The following is a 19481-nucleotide window of genomic DNA, read 5'->3' as shown; positions in this document are numbered from 1 at the left end:
CAGTGCGATCACGTCCTCCCCGACACCGCCATGAGGCAGTGGGTCCTCACCGCGCCCTTCGAGGTGCGTCGTGTGACGGCGCTCCGCCTCCACCCGTACGCCGCGGAAGCGCCGAGCCCGCGGAGCTCGGCGACGCCGGGCAGCGCGTTCACGAAAAGTCGTCCGCGGCGTCCCCGGACGTGGCCCGATCGAGGAAGGTCTTGTACGGCCGGCCCCGCGGCCTGACGATGAGGACGGTGTCGCTCCACCAGCGGCAGCGGTAGCGCCGGCGCGTCACCACGCCCTGCTCGGGGACGCCGTCCGCGCTCGCGGGGTCTCGTCTCCCGCGAGAGCGCTCGAACGCACCCAAGAGGTCGACATTCAGAGCCATTTGGTGGGACGCTAGCGAGCGTCAACCGTTGCGCGCCGTCGTGGGGCAGCCCCGCGTCGCCAATCGTGGAGGCCGGCTCGATGCGCTCGGGACCGATCAAAGAGTCTCACGAGAGGGTGGGTGTAGAATGCATAAGGTGAAACGTCCGAGCGCGATCGCGTTGCTCTTCGCAGGGCTCGCGGTGGCCTCTGCCGCTTACGCGCAGGTTCCGGCGCCCCAGATCCCTGGCGTCGCGCCGGCACCCGTACCGCGGCCTGCCCCGCCAACCCCGACTCCCGCACGCTTCCTGCTCCCCGGCGTCGCGCTCCGCCAAGCGCCGGTCACGGGGGCGCTCCTGCAGCGCGTTCGTACTGGAAAGGCCACCGTGCCGCTCGCGACGTTTCGCGCGCAGGTCGTGGCGGGGCCTCGGGGCCGCGCCATGATGGTCACCGCTGGCGGTCCGCGGATGCTCGACGACGAGGACGCGCCCGTCCCGGGAGAGGTCGTACCGGCGCAGATCCCGGATTCGATCGCGCGCTTCGACGGGTACGTGAATGGCCAGACGGGTGTTGCACCGCCGCTGAGCTATTCGGTAAAAGGGCGCCAAACGCCTGTCAAAGACCAGGGCGATCGCGGCACCTGCGTCGCGTTCGCGGTGACCGCCGCGGTCGAAGCGGCCTATCCGAGCATGGTGCCCGCAGTCGACTTCAGCGAGCAAGACATTTGGTATCAAACGAGCACGTCGCACGGTGGTCACCCCTGCATGAACGGCTCGAACACGCTCCACATCGTGAACGCCATGGCCTCCGGCGGAGTCCCGCGTGAGAGCGAGTGGCCATACCTCACGTCGACACAGATGGCGTGCCCCGCGAGCGGCATCCAGAGCCAAATGCCCGCCACGACGCGCCCTCCCAGCGCCGCGCAGAACGCGCGATGGGGCCCCGTGCCCGGGCGCTTCGTTCGCCGCCTTCGACGCCCCGATCTCGCCACCGACGCCGGCATGGTCGCGAACAACCCTCGCCTCATCGAAGCGTGGGTCGGTTCGGGACGAGAGGTCATCATCGCCATCCGTGTCGCAGGCTCGCTCGCTTCTCGTGACGTGGTGGACGTATCCCTCGGCGACGATGGTGCCCCGATGGGCTCGTACGGGGGGCACGCCATGGTGATCGTGGGCTACGACCGTCGAAACGGCGGCACGTTCGAGCTGAAAAATAGCTGGGGAACGGGGGCGGGCAACGGCGGTTACGTGAAGGTCACGTACGACTACCTTCGCGCCTATGCGATTGATGCGACGGTGCTGCTCGACGTGAAGCCGGCGGGCGTAGGGGCCGGAGGCGGCAATCCCCAATTGGCGATCCCGCTCACCCCCGGCGTGGGTCCAGCTCCGAGCATCGCGCCCGCGGGCGTGGGCCCGTCGGCCTTGGCACCCCCCGCTAGCATGCAGACGTCGCAAGGGCTCTCCGCCCACCTGATGGGAACGTCGCGCCCGGCCGGCTCGCCATGGCGCGTGGCGGGGTGCTCGTTCGAGAACGAGACCTATCAGACGCAGAGCACCGAACCGCGGTGGAAGGCTTCGCTCAACCTCCGAAACGTGTCGATCGGCAGACGAAATGGGTATTACCGATTTCAATGTGTCGGTGGCGCAGCTTGCGTGTCGTACTCACGAATCTCTGGCCAAACTCCGGTGACCGCCTCGCCCCCGGAAGGCACCAGCATGTGGTGGCCCGAGAACTACGCCTCGAATGTGCGCGAAGAGATGAAGGCCAAGTGGGACGCCCTCATCGGCATGTGCAAGAACGGAATCTGAGCGCCACCGCAGCGCATCTGATCCCCTCCAGGGACTTCAAGGATTGTCGAGGGTCGGCCTCATGGGCGTCTGGTGGCCGGAGCCGGCCACGACGCGGCGGGCCGCCGCGCCCACGCCCACGGGCCCCGCGAGACCGAAGGGCGGCGGAGAGCGTGCAAGAGCTCACTTCGCGCCGGTCATCGCGACGTGCGTGAGGAGTCGCACGCGCGTCGTGACCTCGAGCTCCTCGCGGGAGTACTCGTCGCCACCCCCAGCCGACTCCTCGCGCGTCGAGAGCACTGCGTAGTACTTTCCGCCGACGTCGAGGAACGGTTGGTATCCCCCTTGCCTCCGTGCCCCGTCTGGAACACCGCGCCACACGACCGATCCACGGCGATCTTGGTCAGATCCCCCTTTGCCGCCGCCAGATCGAACGGAGCTCAGCTCTTCGCGGTCCTCGCGGAGGCGGGCTCGGTGCGTCCTCACGGTCGCTCAGCGCCGCAGCTTGGCGCCTACCTCACGTCCCGCGAGCTCGGCCGCCGCGTCGGTCGTGGGGTAGGGCACGCGCTCGTCGACGCTGCGGCGGTCGGTGCCGTCGGTGCGCGCGATGAGCGCGCGCACGCGGAGCGAGTCGCCTTCGCGCACCGCGAAAGCGCCGATGGGGGTCTTGCAGTCGCCCTCGAGCTCCTTCAGCACGCCGCGCTCGGCGCACACGGCGCGTGCCGTCTCGGCGTGGTGCAGGGGCGCGAGCAGCGCGAGGGTCGCGTCGTCGTCGGACCGGCACTCGATGCCGAGGGCGCCCTGGCCCACCGCAGGCAGGCAGTCGTCCGCCGTCAGCACCGACGTCGCGCGGTGGCCGAGGTCGAGGCGCCGCAGGCCCGCGTGCGCGAGCACGATCGCGTCGTACTCACCGGCGTCGACCTTGCGCAGGCGCGTGTCGACGTTCCCGCGGAGGGGCACGATGTCGAGGTCGGGTCGCGCACGACGGAGCTCGACCAGCCGCCGGAGGCTGCCAGTGCCCACCCGCGCGCCGCTGGGCAGCGACGCGAGATCCGAGAACCGGGGCGCGACGAGCGCGTCCCACGGGGACTCGCGCTCGGGGATGCACGCGAGCACGAGGCCGGGCTGCGCCACGGCCGGCACGTCTTTGATGGAGTGCACGGCGAGGTGGGCGCGACCCGCGAGGAGGGCCTCCTCGATCTCCTTCACGAAGAGGCCTTTGCCGCCGATCTCGGCGAGGGGGCGGTCTTGGACGCGGTCGCCGGTGGTCACCACCTGGAGCTCGTCGGTCTCGAGGCCCGCGTGGGCCGCCACGAGCCGCGCGACGAACGCGCGGCACTGCGCGAGGGCGAGCGCCGATTTGCGTGTAGCATACACAATGCGAGGCATGGGCGCAGCCTAGTCAATCGCGGCGCCCTTGCGGCGAGAATTGCCGGCGCTCAGTAGCCGCGGTAGCGCCGCCCGAGCTCCGCCCGCGCGCGCATCGCCAGCGCCTGCTCCGCGCGATCGGCGGGGAGGTAGTGCGCGGCGAGCATCTGCTGGTGTACGAGCTTGCCGAGCGGCGTGAGCGTGAAGGTCCCGAACAGGCGGCTCTCCGTCCCGAGGCCGAGCGCGGCCCACCGCCGGAAGCGCTCGAGGTGGGGCCGCATCGCGGCGGCGCCGTACTTCGCTTCGCGCGAGCGCACGCGCGTGATGGGGCTGTAGAGCAGGTCGAACGTGACGTCGCGCGCGGCGCGCTGAGCGTCGGTCAGGGGGGCGAAGTGGGAGATTCGCGGAGCGCCCGGCCTCGACCGCCTCGCAGTAGGTCCCGACGTCGCGGTGGTTCAGGTAGGTCGCGCGGTCACCCACCGAGAAGCTCGAGTTCCCGAGCCCGTGATAGAGCACCTCGCCGTAGGTCGGGCTCCGCCGCACGCGGGCGAGCTCCAACAGCTCGCGGGCCACGTGGCGGCGTGACCTGTAGAACCGCACGCCGAGCTCCGAGAAGCCGAGGCGCTCGAACAGGGCGCGGGCCTTCGCGTCGGTGGCGGCGGTCTCGGCGAACGACGGCACGAGGCCGGTCGTGCCGTAGGTCTTGCTGCGGGGATCGTCGTGGTACGGGTAGATGAAGACGCTGTCGACCGCGCCGCTCCGGCACAGGCGCTCGAGGCCCTGGAGGGTGGTGTCCCACGAAGCCGCGGACTGCCGCTCGAGGCCCGTCATGACGTCGATGTTCACGTAGTCGAACCCCGCCTTGCGGGCGCGCTCGATGGCGCTCTGCGCCACGCGGAGGTCCTCTCCGTGGTGGTGGTACGCGTAGAGCTCGGGGTCGAGCGTCTGGACGCCGAGGTTGATGCGACGAAACCCCGCCGCGACGAGCGCGCGCAGCTTGTCGTCGGTCGCCGTGACGGGCTTCGCCTCCACCGTGCTGAGCGCCGTGGGGGGCCGCCCGAGCGTGCTCACTAGCCGATCGAGGAAGCGCTCGAGGAGGGCCGTCGGCAGCGCGGTCGGGGTGCCGCCGCCGAGAAAGTAAAGGAGGTTTCTCTTTGCGCCCACGAGCGCCTTCGCGCGGTCGAGCTCGAGGGCGAGGGCGTCGACGTAGCGCGCCATGAGCGCGTCGTCGCGCCGGGTCTTGAGCTCGTAGTGAAAGCAGTACCTGCACCGGTACGCGCAGAACCCGAAGTGGAAGTAGAAGGCCACGCCATCGAGCGCGCCGAGGCCAAGCTCGCGGAGCTCAGGGTCCGTGGGGGACCGCGCGTAGAGGGGCTTCTCGACCGCGACCGCGGGCGGGTAGGTGAGCTGGTAGTCGTGCTCCTCCGCGCGCGGGCGTAGCCGAGGCTCGGCGTCGAAGAGGCGCTCGAGACGGCGCTCGAGGTCGGCGGTCGAGAGGGCCGCGAGCGCGGCGACCGAGTCGAGGATCATGGGGCGCTCTCCGGGGCGGGAGGCCGCGCGCGCCGCGCGAGTCGCGCGAGTCGCGTGAGCTCCGCCTGCATCGCGGCGCGCACGCGCGCGTCGACCTCGTCGGGCGGACCCTCCGGCGAGACCGGCGGGAGCGCGCGCACGGTGATGCGCGTGGGCAGGGGCCAGTATCCCGGCAGCGGGCCGAGCCAGAGCCCCCAGGGAAGCGACAGTGAGAGCGGGAACGTCGCGAGCCGGAGCCGTCGGGGCAGGTCCAGCGCGTCGGCGAGCGCCGCGCCGTCCCAGAGCACGAGGAGCGCCGCGTGCGCGCCGTGCGAAACGATGGGCACGAGCGGGACTCCGGCCTCGCGCGCGAGGTCGACGTAGCCGCGCCGCCCCGCGAAGACGATCTCGTCGCGCCGCGCGTAGCTGCGGCACGCGTCGTAGTCGCCTCCAGGGTAGAGCTGCACGGCGTACCCGGCGTCGAGGGCCCGACGGGCGAGCGAAGGACAGGCCCGCACCGCGCCGAGCCGCGCGAGCGCCCGCGAGAGGGGCGCGGGGTAGGCGGTGAAGAGCTGGTCGTGCGCGAGCGTGAGCAGCGGCGTGGGGCGCCCCGCCGTGTGGTACGCGGCGAGCCAGACGAGGGTGTCGGGGATGAGCGTGGCGCCGCTGTGGTTCCCGACGGCGACGAACGGCCCCGTGGGGAGATGCTCGAGCCCCGAGACGTCGGCGCGGAAATAGCGGAAGAGCCCGCGCCGGAGCCACGGCGCGTGCTCTGCGACGAACGCGGGATCGTACATGCCGAGCTCCCCCGGGGTGCTCACGGGCGCCTCCCGAGCGACCGGAGGTCGAAGCCGTAAAACTCCCGAGGAGGCCAGTCGGGCAGCGTGAGGCAGAACCGCGCGAAGCCGACGAGCGTGACGAAGCGGGGATCGAGGTCGAGCGGATCGGGGTATTCGAAGCGCTCCGCGCGCTCGGCCAGGTCGGCGAGCCCCGCGTGGTACCCCGGCCACGCGCAGAGCTCGCGGAGCCCCCGCGCGACCCACCCGCGCGACGACGCCACCTCCGCCGCGCGCCGCCGGAGCAGCGCGAGCCCGCCCTCGTGCGACTGCAAGAGCTGGAGATCGTATCCCAAGAATGCGTCCTCGTGATACACGCTGAGTAGGTGTCGTACGATGTGGCTCGCGGGCTCGTAGAGGCCAGTCTCGGCGCGCGCCTGCGCCGGCGAATACAGCGTCTGCAGCGGCACGCGGATCGGTATTTGCCCAAGCCACGTGCTGCGGCTGCGCGCGCGCTCACGCCCGCTCTCCGAGAGCGTCACGGGCAGCATCGCGAGCCAGCCCACTCGCACCTGCCAAGGGGAGGGCAAGGCCTCGAGCCGCCCCGCGTCGACGAAGAAGCCGAGCCGCGCGCGTAGCCTCGCCTCGCGGCTCACGGGGGCGCCTCGTCGGCGTGGCGCGCCGTGCGCGTGAGCACGCCGCGCCGGAGGACGCGCAGCAAATCGGGGCCGAGGAGGGCCGAGGCGCCCACCCCGAGCGCCTCCGTGAAGCGCGCGAGCGCGGCCGGTGCGACGCGCGAGTGGGCGACGAAGTAGCGGGCCTCGCGGGCGTGAGGGATGAGCGACTTCAGCCGTCGGAGGCTCGTGAGGTACTTCGCGCTCCCCACGAGGTGCGCCAGGCGCTCCATCTGCCAGCCCAGCGCTCGCGACGCGCCATTTGGTGGGCGCTGCACCGCGTGGAGCGGGCAGAACCCGAGCGAGAGGCCGAGCCCCTCGTCTTTCAGGAGCTCCGCCAGCGCGAACACGGTGGAGAGCCACACACCCCAGACCCGCGTCTTCTCGAACCTGAGGACGTCGAGCAAATAGGCAGTCCGCTCCCCGCGATCGTAAATGGGATTGAGGACCACCACCCCGAACCGCGGGTCTTCGCCCGGGGGCGCCCGCCGCGTGAGCCAGAACGCGCGGCGGGCGCCGGCGCGCTCGAGCGTGAGAGGCCGAATGAGGAACGACATCTCGCGGGGCATCTCCGCGCGCCGCAGGTAGTCGGCCGAGAGGGCGGCGAGCCGGGCGCGCGCGTCGGCGTCGGCGTCGGCGAGCTCGAACGGCTCGAGGCGGATCCCCGCGCGCCGCGCCTTCGAAACCGCGCTCCTCACCTCCGCGCAGGGGCTCGAGAGGAGCGCGTCGAGGTCGGCGTGGTGGTCCTGGCCCATCCCCGCGGCGTACAGGCCCCGCGCGCGCAGGCCCACGCCGGCGTCGAGGTCGGAGATCAGCTCCCCCCGCACGTAGCAGAGGAGGGGCGCGCGGGTCGCGGCGAGCAGCCGGTCGAGCATGGCCACGCGGTCGGCCTCGCCGCAGATGGGCCCGCCCAGCGTGACCCACGCGCCCCGGACGGGGCGGTAGGCCCAGAACCCGTACGACGTGTCGAGGTACTGCACGCCGGCTTGCAGCGTCGCGCTCGCGATGAGGTCGCCTCCGCCGAACCGCCGCACGAGCTCTTCGCGGGCCTCTGACGCCGTCGGGGACACGTCAGTGCACCGCCTGCTCCTCGTCGCTCCGCGGGGGAGGGGGACGCTCCGTCGTCGGCTCGCCGTGGGCCTTCGGGCCGTCCGTCGGGGGATCGTCGTCGCGTAGATCGAAGAGCGCTCGCGCCGCGGCGACGAGCTCCGCCGAGTCGCCCGATTTCAAGCGGGCGGTGGGGCCGTGCAGGAGCTTGTTCACGGCGGAGTCGACCATTTGGGCCAGCGCCGCGCGTTCGGGCTCTCCGAGGTGGCGGAGCTTCCCGGCGAGGCTCCTGTCGAGCTCGCCGAGCATGGCCGCGCGCGCCTTCGCGCGGAGCCCCACGATGGTGGGCTGCACGTCGAGCCCGCGCGTCCACGTGCGCCACTCGTCGAGCTCGGCCGCCACGATCGCCTCCGCGGCAGCCGCCTCGCCTTGCCGCGCGCGGAGCCCCTCGGCGACCTGCGACTCGAGGTCGTCGACGTTGTAGACGAACACGTTGTCGACGTCGTGCGCCTCCGGATCGACGTTCCGCGGCACCGAGATGTCGACGATGAAGAGGGTGCGCCCCCTGCGCCGCTTCATCGCGCGCTTGACGAGGTCCCGCGTGATGACGAAGTCGCGGCTCGCCGTGCTCACCACGACGACGTCGCTGAGGACGAGCTCCTCCTCGAGGTTCGCGAGCGGCGCGGCGGTGCCCCCGAAGGTCTGCGCGAGCTGGGCGGCGCGCTCGAAGTTTCGGTTGCACACCCTGACCGAGCGGGCGCCCTTGCCGAGGCTCTTCGCCGCGGCCTCGGCCATCTCGCCGGCGCCCACGAGCAGCACCGAGTGCCCCGTGAGGTCGCCGAAGATGCTCCGCGCGAGGTCCACCGCCACGCTGCTGATACTCACCGTGCCGGCCCCGAGCGCCGTCTCGGCGCACGCGCTTGGCGACGGAGAACGCGCGCGTCACGCACCGGCCGAGCAGGTTGCCGAGCGTGCCCGCCTCGACGGCGAGATCGTACGCTTCCTTCACCTGGCCCAGGATCTGCGGCTCGCCGAGGACCATGCTCTCGAGGCTCGCCGTCACGCGGAAAATGTGGCGGACGGCTTCCTCCCCGTCGCGCTCGTAGAGGTAGCCGCTGAGCTCCTCGTGGCTCGAGAGCGCGGCGTGATCGCGCAGCACCTCGCGCACCGCGTGGAAGGCGGTCTCCGGCATCGGCGCGCGCGCGCGCGCGAAGACCTCGACACGATTGCAGGTGGAGAGGAAGAGGGTCTCCGCGATCTCGCTGCGCGCCGCGAGCCTCGCGAGCAGCAAGGGCAGCGCCTCGCTCGCGGCCGCGAACCGCTCGCGCACCTCGACGGGGGCGGTGCGGTGGGAGAGCCCCACGACCACGATGCTCGCGCTGCGGTCTCTCACGGGACGACCCCGGACGCGCGGGCGACGGCCGTCAGGCCCTGGAGCTCGACCTGGGGAGCCGAGGGCGCGCGAAACGTGTAGAATGCAATGACCACCAAGGCGAACCCGAAGCCTGCGATTGTGCCGTACGCCGCGCGCCGCCCGCGCCACCCCGCCGAGGCGCGGAGGAAGAGCACGGCCGCGGCGAGCAGCCAGGTGGCGTAGCCGAAGGCCGTGCGGGCCACGTCGGAGGCGGTGACGACCTCGGCGTGCCGCACGAACACCGTGCCGGTCACGATGCCCAGAGTCAGCAGCGGGAAGCCGGCGAGGAGGAAGCGGTGCTCCGCTCGATCGAGCGCGTCCAGCGGTGGCAGCCGCTTGAAGAGCCCGAGCGTGAGCTTCTTCTTCAGGAGCCGCTCCTGGACGAGGAACAGCGCGGCCGCGGCGAACGCCAAGCTGAAGAGGGCGACGCCGAGGACGTTCATCGCGACGTGGACCGGCAGCATCGCCGAGCGCAGCCGCGGCGTGGGGTCCATCGGCCCGGTGCCGGTGAATCGGAGGGCGAGGTGGGCCGTCAGCGCGAGCGGCGCGACGAAGGCTCCGAGGACGTCGAGGCGCCATCGCTTCCGGAGCGCGGCGTAGGCCGCGGCCATGAGCATGGTCGCCACGCTGATGGGGAAGTGGATGCCGGCCACGGGGCACACCTGCCACACGAGCGACGCCGTGACGATGTGCGCGGCGTGGAACGCGGCGCCGACGGCGACGAGGCGGGCCGCGAGCAGGCCGTCGCGCTCGAGCGGCGCCTTCGCGACCAGGTAGCGAACGAACAGGGCCGTCGCCGCGAGGTAGTCGAGCGCCGCGGCGACGAAGAGCACGTCCGCGACGTGGGGGTTCATGGCACCCCTTCGCCTTCGGCTCGCGCTCGCCATCGACCTGGGTTCGCCCCTCCGGGCCTCATTTCCGGGCTCACGCGCGAGGGCTCCCGACGGCGAGGCTTTGGATGAGGGCCTCGTCGCTCCCCGCGGTGGCCCCGCTCCGGCGCTTTCGGTGCTCCTCGTAGGGGACCGGTGGCACCGCCGTGAAGCCGGGCACGACGTCGTAGGCGTTGTCGCCGATGAGCATGGAGCCCTCGAGCAGCTCGGCCCCGAGCTCTTGCAGGAAGGCGAGCGACTTGACCCGACCCACGAGCTCGTTCTCGTCCTCCGCGCCCGTGACCTCGACGAGCACCCGCACCGCCTCGGCGACCCGGTAGACGCGGCCCTCCGACACGATCGTGAGCTCCCCGTTGGCGAGCTCGATGCGTCCGTCGACGATCCACTCGTCGAGCGCCTGCTGGGGGAAGAAGAAGCGGTTTTCCATAGGAGCGGGGGTGGGCGCGGGGGGGCGGGGAGCGCCCTGGCGAAAGCCTACCACCTCCGCCCGGTTTCGAGCGACTCTCGCCAAGATATGGCAGGTTCTCGGGTGTTCGCGGCGTACGATGCGCTCGTGGCCCTCGCGGGGGCTCCGGCGCACGCGGCGAGGGTGGAGCGGCTCCGCACGGCGTTCGGCGAGCGCGCGGGGACCTTCTCCCTCGCCGACGAGCGCCGCACCCGAGCGTTCTGGGACACTGCCCTCACTCGGGGAGGGCTCGCGCGCGAGCTCGGGCCGACGCTCGCCGCCGACCTCCGTCCCGCGGCGCGATCGCTCACCACCGCGCACCGCGGCCTCTTTCAGCTGTTCCCCGACTCGGGCGCGCGGCACGTCGCGTTCGAGGACCTGTGGTCGGGCGCCAGGTTCCGCGTGGAGGCGTTCGACGACGCATCCGCGGCGGGCATCTTCCGGCACGAGGGGGGCCTTTGTGACGCGCGCCTCGTGGCGAGCGAGGCCGGCGAGGTCGCGCTGCTCCCCGGCGCGTTCTTTCACCCGGAAGACGCAACGCCCTTCGCGCTCGAGGTGCTCGTCGAGGGGCGCGCGCGCGGCCTCGCCCTGGAAGAGGTCGGCGACGCGCTCCTGCTCATGGAGCACCGCCTCGCGACGCTCTCGCGTGTAAAAGCTGGCTTCGCGTATCGCCTTCCCGCCGCACGCTGAGGTACAACGCGCCCATGCAGCCCCCTGAGACGTTCACGGCCGCGCTGGTCGCCGCGCGCCCTCTCGCCGACGGCGTGCGTGAGCTCACGTTCGAGCGAACCGACGGCCTCCCGCTCTCCTTCCTCGCCGGGCAGTGGGTGAACCTCGAGCTCGGCGAGACCATCGGCGCGCTCCGCCGCGCGTACAGCCTCGCGTCGCCGCCGGACGGCACGGGGCGCTTCGAGCTCGCGGTGACGCGGGTCGAGGGGGGCCCGGGCTCGACGCGCCTCCACGCGCTCGTCCCTGGCGATCGAGTGACCGTCGTCGGTCCGCAGGGCATCTTCGTGCGCAAGGTGCGCGGCCCGTCGCTCTTCGTCGCGACCGGCACCGGATACACCCCGCTGCGCAGCATGCTCAAGCACGCCCTCGCCGACGGCGACACCTCTCCCATGCGCCTCATCTTCGGAGTGCGCACGCCCGCGGATCGCATCTACGCCGACGAGCTCGCCGACCTCGAGGCCCGCTATCCGCACTTCCGTGGGGCCTTCACGCTGTCTCGCGCGCCCGACGCGTGGGAGGGGCGGCGCGGCTACGTCCAGACCCACGTGCGAGAGCTCTACGACGAGCTGTCGTCGTTCGGTCGAACGAACGTGTACATCTGCGGGCTCCACCGCATGGTCGGTGCGGTCCGCGACCTGCTCCGCAAAGACATGGGGCTCGAGCGCCAGCAGGTGCACTCCGAGCGCTACGACTGAGGGGCGGCCCGAGCCGTCGACCCGCGAGGCAGCGCAGCCACGCTCTAGAGGTCCACCATGGTGCCGAGCTCGACGACGCGCTCAGGAGGCAGCTCGAAGTACGCCGTCGCAGGGCGAGCGTTCCGCGTGAGCAAGGCGAAGAACGACTCGGCGAACGGCCCCATGTCGCCGGCGGAGCTCGCGACGAAGCTCTCACGCCCCAAGTAGTAGCTCGAGGCGCCGAGGTCCACGTCCAGCCCGTGCTTCGCCTTCGCGACCTCGAGCGCCGGCGGCACGCGCGGCGTGTCCATGAACCCGAAGCGGATCGTGACGCGGAAGACCTTGTCGGCGAGCTTCTCCACCTCGACGCGTTCGGCGTCCGAGACGTACGGCTCACGCAGCTGCGTCACCGCGACGAGGACGAGCTCGTCCTCGAGCACCCCGAGCCGCTCGGCGTGCACCGCCAGCACGGTGGGGACGCCGGAGGGGCTCGCGCCCATGAACACCCCACACCCCTTCTTGCGGGGCGTGGACGCGAGGCCCGCGAGAAACTCGTCGGTCGACTTCGCCTTCTTCGCCACGATGCGGGAGAGATAGAAGCGGCCTCGACGCCACGTCACCATGACCCACAGGAACACAGCGGCGATCGCGATCGGCACCCAGCCGCCGTCCATGAACTTCATCGCGTTGGCCGCGAAGAAGGGCAGGTCGAAGGCCAGGAAGAACGCCAGGATCCCGCCGGCGACAGGGAGGGGCCACCTCCAGTTCTCGCGCATGACCGTGAAGAACGCGATGCTCGTGATCGCCATCGTGCCGGTCACCGCGATGCCGTACGCCGCGGCGAGGCGGCTCGACTCCCGAAACGTGAGGACGAGCACGATGCACGCGACCATCAGCAACCAGTTGATCTCGGGGACGTAGATCTGCCCCTCCGCGTCCTTCGAGGTGTGTCGGACGGTCACGCGGGGGAAATACCCGAGGCTTATCGCCTGCTGGGTGAGCGAGAACGCGCCGGAGATGAGCGCCTGCGAGGCGATCACGGTCGCCATGGTGGCGAGGACGACGAGGCCGACGGTGAAGCGGGGCCCGGGCGACATCGCGAAGAAGGGGCTCTCGGCGGCCTCCGGGCGCACGAGCAGGATCGCGCCCTGGCCGAAGTACGCGAGCACCAAGCAGGGGAGCACGAGCGCCACCCACGCGAGGCGAATCGGCTTCTTCCCGAAGTGGCCCATGTCCGCATAGAGCGCCTCGCCGCCGGTGACCGCGAGCACGACGGAGCCGAGCACCATGAAGCCGTGCTTGCCGTGGTGGAGGAAGAAGCCGACCGCGTGGGTGGGGGAGAGCGCCTGAAACACGGCCGGGTTCTTGGACGCGTGGTAGGCGCCGAGCCCGCCGATCGTGAGAAACCACGTCACCATCACGGGCCCGAAGAGCACGCCGACCGCCGCCGTCCCTCGACTTTGAATGAGAAAGAGCGCGATCAGGATCGCGACCGTGGCGGGGATGACGTAGGGCGTGAAGGCGGGCGAGACCGTCTTTAGCCCTTCGACCGCCGCGAGCACGGAGATGGCCGGGGTGATCATCCCGTCGCCGTAGAGCAGGGCGGCGCCCGCGATGACGACGACCGCGAGCACGCCGACAGGCGTCGTCTTCGACGCGCGGAAGCGCTCGGGCAGCAGCGCGAGGAGCGCCAGGATCCCGCCCTCGCCGCGGTTGTCGGCGCGCATGATGAAGACGAGGTACTTCACGGTGACGACGAGCATGAGCGCCCAGAACACCAGCGAGAGCACGCCGAGCACGTTGTCGTGCGTCGGTGGCACGGCGTGGGGGCCATGCGTGCATTCTGCAAGCGTATAGAGCGGGCTCGTGCCAATGTCGCCGAAGACGATGCCGAGCGCGCCCAGCATGAGGGCGCCCAGCGAGCCCTTCGGCTCGTGACCATGCCCTTGGGCTTCGGTCTTCCCGTCCGCGTGCTCATCCGTTGTGGGGGAGGCCATGTCCGGCGACCGTAGCACCCTTACGGACCCTCGAACGTTGTAGGCGGCGCCACCGATCCGGTGCGGTGCGGCTCGGCAACCCGTTGGCCCCGCTCGGCGAGACCATGTAAGCTCGCCTCGCCGCCGGGTCGCAGCTCGCGCCTCCGCCTGCCCACGTATGCCCATCGGCCCCTCGCGTCGCGCCCTCCTCCAGCTCCTCGCCGCCACCGGCCTCGCCGCCGCGCTCCCCGGCTCCCTCGCGTGCGGTACCGACGCTCCCGCTGCGCCGGCGCGGACGGCGCGCCGCGTCGAGAAGACCGTCCACGTGCACCTGCAGCGGGGCGACGGGACCTGGCTCCTCCCGCCCGAGGCGCACGACCGCGTCGAGCTGTGGGTCGGCGGCGCGCGACGGCGATTGACCTCTCACGACGCGACGAGCCTCGGCGCGCTTCGGGCCGCGGGGGGGCTGCGGGCCGGGCGGCGCACGCCGACGCACTACGCGACCGACGTGGGGTTCTCGGTCCGCGGCGCGCAGAGCCTCTCGGTCGTCTTTCGCGGCAAGCGTGGCGCGCCCGTGCCACTCCACATGGGCGTTCATGTCCCCACGAAGGACGACCGGCTCCGCGGCGACTCGTATGCCCCCGATCCCGAGCACGTCGTCGAGGCCGAGGACGCCGCGGTGTGGTCGGTCTTTCAAGACCCCGGCGTGATGGCCCTCGACCCCGACATTGCCCAGAAGGTGCTCGCCCACATCGCCGCGTGTGGCTCGTTCGCGCTGCTCACGAATCGTATCACCGAGCTCCAGTGGGCCATCTCGCCCGAGGAGGCCGAAGAGGGGTATGTCGGCTGGGTTCGTGGGGAGTACCGCAAGGACCCGGGAGGCCAGCGAGTGCCGCTCAGGAACCCCGACGGCTCGCCCATCCTCGACCCCTCCGGGGCTCCCGTATTCGAATATTCGTGGGTGCCTCACGCGGACGTCGCGCGCCTCACGCTGCTCGTCGTCGGCGAGGTCCTCGAGCGGATCCACGGCGACGAGTCGCTGGAGGACGCGGGCAAGTTCGACACGCAGCCGGGGCTCGCGGTCTACCAGCCCATCGCGCGGCCCGCCCCCTCGGCGGGCGCAGCCGGCGCGGACGCAGGCGGCGGCCTCGGGGAGGAGGCGAAGGCGACCTACACGTTCCCGCACAACAAGAAGAAGCGCGAGGGGCGAGGCCTCGCGCTCGAGAGCAAGGTCGGCTCGACCCACGAGTTCGAGCTCACGCTCACGAACTACCTCCCGCTGGGCGTCTGCTACGGCGTCTCGCACTTCAGCGACAAAGGCGACCTCCTCGGCGCGCAGTGCTTCGGCTATGTCCCCGCGACGTTCTACCCCGGCATCTCCTATGCGTGGACAGGCCGGTCGAAGGGCGAGGTCACGGTCACGGTCCCCCAGAACGCCACGAAGAGCGTGCTCTGGACGACCACGCCCGCGTCCGCCAGCGGCGACGCGGTGCCCGGTGTGCCCGAGACCTTGGGCGTCGCCTTCGACCTCGGCGTGGCGGGCGCCGCCATAGGCTCGTTCCTCCTCGACTTCCTCTTCCCGGGGCTCATGCTCTCCGCGGGCACCGGGGGGGAAGAGGTCGAAGAGGGGCTGAAGAAGCTCTTCGCCGACGCCCTCAAAGAGGTGGGGCTCGACGCCCTCAAAGAGGCCTTGATCGCGCTCCTCAACCTGGGCGCCCGCAAGATCACGGGCGCTTTTGTCACGGGCGCTGAGGTCTGGGACTACCTGAAGACCGAGGGGGTGTCGATCTTCTACAGCGGCCTCATCAACCTCGCGACCAGCACCGCGCTCGTGGCCGCGAAGGTGCTGGTCCGCGTCATCGCCCTCGGCTTGGTCCTGATGGCGGGCGAGTCGGCGCTGGAGGCGGCGATCCCCGTCATCGGCTGGGCGCTCAAGGCGCTGAACGTCGCCGAGACCGGCGCGCAGCTCGCCCTGGCCGCGGGCGCCGCGCTCGTCGAGGGGTGGGTCACGAAGTCCGAGCTCGTGCGACTCCACGCCGTGAAGGTGCAGGCCACGCCGTTCGAGAGCGCGTATTTCCCGCCCGCGGCCGCGACCTACACCGTCACCCTTTCGGTGGGCTCGACGGCCACGTTCTCGAAGTCGGGCGACCTTCGCCCCGTCGCCTCGCCCGACAACAGGCAGCGCGCTTCGCTCGACGTCTTCGAAGACGTCCCCGTCGCCGGGCGCCTCTCGGTCACCGTGCAGCTCTTCGACAGGACGGGCCGCGTCGTAGGGACCGCCCTCGCGACCGTCGCCAACTCGGAGCGCGCCGGCGACGAACAAGAGGTCGAGCTCGAGGTGGAGGGCAAGGCGCTCCCCATCGAAGACATCAAGGCGCTCGTGCACAAGCGCCGGCTCGAGCCCTCGGTCGGCGCGTTCGAGTGGCGCGTCACGCCGAACGCCCCCGTGGACGACCACACGGCGCTCCGGTGTGTGCCCGCCTCGGGTGTGCTCGGCGTGTGCGATCTCGGGGGGATCTCGGTGTCCCAGCAGAAGGGGTTCCTCGCGTGGAACTTCTCGTCGCCTATCGGGAGCGCCCGCATCATCTCGCAAATAGGCGCCGACGCGTCGCTCCTTCAGTCGGCCCCGACCTACAACGCCACCCCCGGCGCCGACCGCCGCACCGTGACCTGGGTCGTCCACGGGCTAGGCGAGCTCGACTGCGTCCTGATGAGCGTGGACGGCGCGCCGCTGCGGGCCTACCCGTTCGATCCTCGCAAGGACAGCCTGGCCACCTTCGCGCGCGGCGCGACCCTCCCCAAGCCACGCGGCGAGCTTCGCGGGAGCACGCTCTCGCACTGCCGCGTTCACCCGACGGCACACACCCTCGTCGCGCTGACGGAATATGGCCTCGAGACCGTGTCGCTGGATCGGGCGGAGGGCTGCGTGGCCCGCCTGCACGCGCGCAGGGGCCCGCGCGCTGGGCAGCTCTCGGGGCCTATCGCCGTGGCGCCGTTCCGCGACCTCGCGCAGGTCGCCGTGCTCGAGCAGGCCGCGCGGCGCGTGCAGGTGTTCGACTTCTACGGCAACCCCATCGCGGCCTATGGCGGGGCGTGGCTCCCGCTCTCTCGCGATCCCGCGGTGCGCTACCTCGACCTCGACGTCTCCGACAAGGGGTACGCGTGGCTCCTCTCCATGACCACGAGCGGCGGCCGCACGACCTACGGCCTCGACATCTACAGCCCGAGCGGCGTCCTCGTGAAGGCCCTCGGCGGCGTGAACGCCGGTCGCTTCGCGCTCGATCGCTACAACACGCTGTTCGCCCTGAACGCGGAGAACCGCATCGGCCAAGGGGGATATCCCATCCCCACGCTGAGCGAGTGGTTCCCCGCGTGACACGCGCTCCTCGCCCCGCCTAGACCCCGCCCAGACCCAGACCAAACACCTATGAAGCGCTCGTATCGACTCGGCCTCTTCGTCCTCGCGTCGCTCGGCGCCACGGCCTGCGCCAACGACTCGACCCCGACGGCGGGCCCGTCACTCGAGAGTCTCGCGCGGGAGTGCGGCGACGACGACGGCGTCAACCTCGACGACATCGCGAGCGGCCGGCTGCACGCGCTGTGCGATCACCAGAACCTGACAGCCTCGTTCCTCGCGAACGATCCGAAAGCGCGCGCGGGCGCCCCAGGGAGGCTCGCCATCCCCTTCAACGTGCTGCGCGAGGGGCCGCGCGAATATTGCTTCCGCGACGACAACGAAGAGAAGCACCGGCTCACGATCGTGGACACGAGCGGCGCCGCGGTCGCCTCGCTCGTGGCAGGAGAGGCGTGCGTCACGGCGAGCCTCGCCCCGGGGCGCTACACCGTCCAGGCGACGCACCACCGGCCCGGCGTGGCCGACCTGCCGCGCAACACGCTGCACACCTTCCCGGAGCGCTCGCCCAGCGGCGTGCCTCGCCTCGTCTTCGCGACGAACGAGTGCCGCGGGTGCACCATCACCGGCGCGTGGCCTATCGACGAGAATGGCAAATACGGCCTCGTGGGCGAATATTACGGCGGCGAGATCACGAACGCGCGCTGCTGCGCGGGCGGGTCTCCCTGCGAGTGCGAGCTCGTCGGCGCCTTCGTGAACACGAAGATGTCCGGGCTCGTCTACAACCTCACCCTCGACGGGGCCTTCCAGAACGTGGACATGCGCGCCCTCACGGTGAGCAGCTACCAGGTCCACCCGATTACGTTTCGAGGGTCGTTCTCGGGTCAGCCGTTCACCTTGTCTCAGCAGCGATTGGTGCTCCTCGAGCGCCCGCAGGTGTCGGAGTCGTTCTCCACGATGCTCTCCAACGCCATCGTCGATCTGCCGCCGTCCGCGGGCGGCGCAGAGCCCGTGACGGGCCGCGCGCGCCTCATCCCCTATCTTCGGGACGGGTCGCGCACCGCCGTCTACGGGGGCACGGTCGACACGTTCATCGACCTCGACGACGTGCTCGTGTTTCGCGACCAACCGGCCGACATCATCTCCTTCGTCGGCACGAAGTTCCCGAAGCTGCCTCCGCTTGCGTCTGGGGCGCCGGTCGACTTCAGCCGCGTCGCGTTGGTGCAGTTCCAAGGCGCGACGCTCCGCGACGGCCCGCTCACCACGAAAGACCCGCGGTTCGGGGGCTCGCTGAGCTTCGACAACTGCACCCTCGAGAACGTCACGATCACCCCGCCCACGGTCGGCGGGGCTCTCCCGAAGAGCTGGGTCTTGCCGAACCTCTTCGTCTCGAGCTCGACCCTCCGAGGCGTGACGATCGTCTCCGAGGGCGCGGGCACCGGGCCCGGGGGCAGCTGGGTCGCGAGCGTCGCGCCCAGCGCCGACATCGTGGCCATTCGCCGCTCCACCATTGACGGCCTCTCGTTTCACCACGCGAAGGTGAACGACCTCACGCTCGAGGACGACGTCGTCCGCAACGCGAGCTTCGCGGGCTCGGTCTTCACGAAGGCTCAGGTCTTGGGCGGCACGTTCGCGCGGAGCGCGGTGGTGGACGGCGCGCAGCTCGTGGGGTCGACCTGGCGCGGCGTGGACACGGCGGCGAGCGCGAAGGGCACGCTGTTCACCGGGGCCGCCTTCGCGGACATGAAGAACTTCGACTTTCTGCTCACGGGAGCGGGCCTCGAGCGCGTGACGCTCACGTTCGCCCCCGGCTACGGCGGGCAGACGCGGCTCTCCGCGCCGCAGTCACGGTGGATGGACGCGAAGCTCACCGGCGTCGTGTTCGACGGCGCCTCGTTCTCCGACGCCGATCTCTCGCGCTTTTCGTGCGCGAACTGCCAGCTCCTCGAGACCGTCTTCTCCCGCGCGAACCTGTCGGGCGCGCGGCTCACCGACTCCGTGCTGGATCGCGCGCAGTTCAACCGCGCGAACCTCACCGGCGCGACCCTCGGGAAGTCGGCCGTAGGCGCCCAGTTCGACGACGCCGACCTCACGTCCGCCGACCTCACGAGCCTCGACCTGACCCGCGCGTCTGCCAGCGACGCCCTGCTGTGCAACGCGAACCTCACGGGCGTCACCATGAGCGGCGCGAACCTCTACCTCGCGCGCATGCGCACGACCTCGCAGGCCTGCACGGTCGACGCCCGCGGGCTCGCGGGGCTCGCCTCGGACGGCACCGTCACCTGCCCCGACGGCACGAAGGGCCCGTGCGGGAGCTGGGACGTGCCCGTCGGCGACCAGTGCTGCAAGCCCGGGGTGGGCACTGTGTGCCCGAAGGTGAAGGGGGCCGGCGCTTCATGCGCGCACCGCTGCGACTGCGCGAGCGGAGTGTGCACGGGCAACGTCTGCGGGTGAGCCGACCGCGCCTCGCAAGCGCGCCGCGCGCGCCGGCG

General features: G+C 71.3%; 16 protein-coding genes. 5 read left to right on the top strand and 11 right to left on the bottom strand.

The genetic code is table 11. From position 1 onward, the window contains the following. Positions 1–148 precede the first annotated feature (148 nt). On the bottom strand, positions 149–370 hold the full coding sequence (locus tag IPQ09_02720; protein ID MBL0193136.1) for a hypothetical protein: 222 nt from the start codon (positions 368–370) through the stop codon (positions 149–151). A 136-nt stretch (positions 371–506) separates the two neighbouring features. On the opposite strand from IPQ09_02720, the gene IPQ09_02715 reads away from it, so the two are divergent. After that, the gene (locus IPQ09_02715; GenBank protein ID MBL0193135.1) at positions 507–2156 is read left to right on the top strand and encodes a C1 family peptidase; all 1650 of its coding nucleotides are present in this window, start codon (positions 507–509) and stop codon (positions 2154–2156) included. 162 nt (positions 2157–2318) lie between these two features. Here the strand turns inward: IPQ09_02715 and IPQ09_02710 are convergent, their stop codons facing one another. The 9 genes from IPQ09_02710 to IPQ09_02670 all read right to left on the bottom strand — a co-directional run bounded on the left by IPQ09_02710 (position 2319) and on the right by IPQ09_02670 (position 10240). Continuing rightward, positions 2319–2516: a hypothetical protein gene (locus IPQ09_02710; GenBank protein ID MBL0193134.1), complete on the bottom strand. Its 198-nt coding sequence runs from the start codon at positions 2514–2516 to the stop codon at positions 2319–2321. A gap of 111 nt (positions 2517–2627) precedes the next feature. Beyond that, on the bottom strand, positions 2628–3524 hold the full coding sequence (gene hemC, locus IPQ09_02705) for a hydroxymethylbilane synthase (protein MBL0193133.1): 897 nt from the start codon (positions 3522–3524) through the stop codon (positions 2628–2630). A gap of 9 nt (positions 3525–3533) precedes the next feature. Continuing rightward, positions 3534–5033 carry a radical SAM protein gene (locus IPQ09_02700; GenBank protein ID MBL0193132.1) on the bottom strand — a complete coding sequence of 500 codons (1500 nt, stop codon included), beginning with the start codon at positions 5031–5033 and terminating at the stop codon, positions 3534–3536. Next, entirely contained in the window at positions 5030–5833 is an 804-nt protein-coding gene (locus IPQ09_02695) for a glycerol acyltransferase (protein ID MBL0193131.1), read from the bottom strand. Before IPQ09_02695 ends, IPQ09_02700 begins: the two co-directional genes overlap by 4 nt. Continuing rightward, positions 5830–6444, bottom strand: a complete 615-nt coding sequence (locus tag IPQ09_02690) for a hypothetical protein (protein MBL0193130.1) — start codon at positions 6442–6444, stop codon at positions 5830–5832. Before IPQ09_02690 ends, IPQ09_02695 begins: the two co-directional genes overlap by 4 nt. Further along, entirely contained in the window at positions 6441–7532 is a 1092-nt protein-coding gene (locus IPQ09_02685; GenBank protein ID MBL0193129.1) for a DUF2156 domain-containing protein, read from the bottom strand. The genes IPQ09_02690 and IPQ09_02685 overlap by 4 nt, the downstream gene beginning before the upstream one ends. Position 7533: 1 nt before the next feature. Continuing rightward, positions 7534–8394, bottom strand: a complete 861-nt coding sequence (gene hemA, locus IPQ09_02680) for a glutamyl-tRNA reductase (protein MBL0193128.1) — start codon at positions 8392–8394, stop codon at positions 7534–7536. 504 nt (positions 8395–8898) lie between these two features. Beyond that, positions 8899–9777, bottom strand: coding sequence for a cytochrome c biogenesis protein CcsA (gene ccsA, locus IPQ09_02675; GenBank protein MBL0193127.1), 879 nt, complete (start codon positions 9775–9777; stop codon positions 8899–8901). Positions 9778–9847: 70 nt separating this feature from the next. Further along, complete coding sequence (locus IPQ09_02670) at positions 9848–10240, bottom strand: hypothetical protein (GenBank protein ID MBL0193126.1); 393 nt, start codon at positions 10238–10240, stop codon at positions 9848–9850. A gap of 87 nt (positions 10241–10327) precedes the next feature. On the opposite strand from IPQ09_02670, the gene IPQ09_02665 reads away from it, so the two are divergent. Together IPQ09_02665 and IPQ09_02660 are read left to right on the top strand one after the other, a co-directional pair. Further along, positions 10328–10948 (top strand): hypothetical protein, encoded by a 621-nt coding sequence (locus tag IPQ09_02665; protein MBL0193125.1) that lies wholly within the window; start codon positions 10328–10330, stop codon positions 10946–10948. Between the two features lie 14 nt (positions 10949–10962). Continuing rightward, positions 10963–11682 (top strand): FAD-dependent oxidoreductase, encoded by a 720-nt coding sequence (locus IPQ09_02660; GenBank protein ID MBL0193124.1) that lies wholly within the window; start codon positions 10963–10965, stop codon positions 11680–11682. Between the two features lie 44 nt (positions 11683–11726). Here IPQ09_02660 and IPQ09_02655 read toward each other — a convergent pair whose 3' ends face one another. Next, positions 11727–13658 (bottom strand): potassium transporter Kup, encoded by a 1932-nt coding sequence (locus IPQ09_02655; protein ID MBL0193123.1) that lies wholly within the window; start codon positions 13656–13658, stop codon positions 11727–11729. Positions 13659–13815: 157 nt separating this feature from the next. On the opposite strand from IPQ09_02655, the gene IPQ09_02650 reads away from it, so the two are divergent. Both IPQ09_02650 and IPQ09_02645 read left to right on the top strand, forming a co-directional pair. Beyond that, positions 13816–17013 carry a hypothetical protein gene (locus IPQ09_02650; GenBank protein ID MBL0193122.1) on the top strand — a complete coding sequence of 1066 codons (3198 nt, stop codon included), beginning with the start codon at positions 13816–13818 and terminating at the stop codon, positions 17011–17013. A gap of 51 nt (positions 17014–17064) precedes the next feature. Continuing rightward, on the top strand, positions 17065–19443 hold the full coding sequence (locus tag IPQ09_02645) for a pentapeptide repeat-containing protein (GenBank protein MBL0193121.1): 2379 nt from the start codon (positions 17065–17067) through the stop codon (positions 19441–19443). The last annotated feature ends 38 nt before the right edge of the window (positions 19444–19481 follow it).

The organism is Myxococcales bacterium, from assembly GCA_016720545.1.
Taxonomy (GTDB): domain Bacteria; phylum Myxococcota_A; class Polyangia; order Polyangiales; family Polyangiaceae; genus JAAFHV01.
This window is presented reverse-complemented; position numbering and strand designations above follow the sequence as displayed.

Coding starts and splice junctions, on each gene's coding strand:
- IPQ09_02720 (MBL0193136.1), bottom strand. CDS start 370: ATGGCTCTGAATGTCGACCTCTTGGGTGCGTTCGAGCGCTCTCGCGGG.
- hemC (MBL0193133.1), bottom strand. CDS start 3,524: ATGCCTCGCATTGTGTATGCTACACGCAAATCGGCGCTCGCCCTCGCG.
- IPQ09_02700 (MBL0193132.1), bottom strand. CDS start 5,033: ATGATCCTCGACTCGGTCGCCGCGCTCGCGGCCCTCTCGACCGCCGAC.
- ccsA (MBL0193127.1), bottom strand. CDS start 9,777: ATGAACCCCCACGTCGCGGACGTGCTCTTCGTCGCCGCGGCGCTCGAC.
- IPQ09_02670 (MBL0193126.1), bottom strand. CDS start 10,240: ATGGAAAACCGCTTCTTCTTCCCCCAGCAGGCGCTCGACGAGTGGATC.
- IPQ09_02665 (MBL0193125.1), top strand. CDS start 10,328: ATGGCAGGTTCTCGGGTGTTCGCGGCGTACGATGCGCTCGTGGCCCTC.
- IPQ09_02660 (MBL0193124.1), top strand. CDS start 10,963: ATGCAGCCCCCTGAGACGTTCACGGCCGCGCTGGTCGCCGCGCGCCCT.
- IPQ09_02655 (MBL0193123.1), bottom strand. CDS start 13,658: ATGGCCTCCCCCACAACGGATGAGCACGCGGACGGGAAGACCGAAGCC.
- IPQ09_02650 (MBL0193122.1), top strand. CDS start 13,816: ATGCCCATCGGCCCCTCGCGTCGCGCCCTCCTCCAGCTCCTCGCCGCC.
- IPQ09_02645 (MBL0193121.1), top strand. CDS start 17,065: ATGAAGCGCTCGTATCGACTCGGCCTCTTCGTCCTCGCGTCGCTCGGC.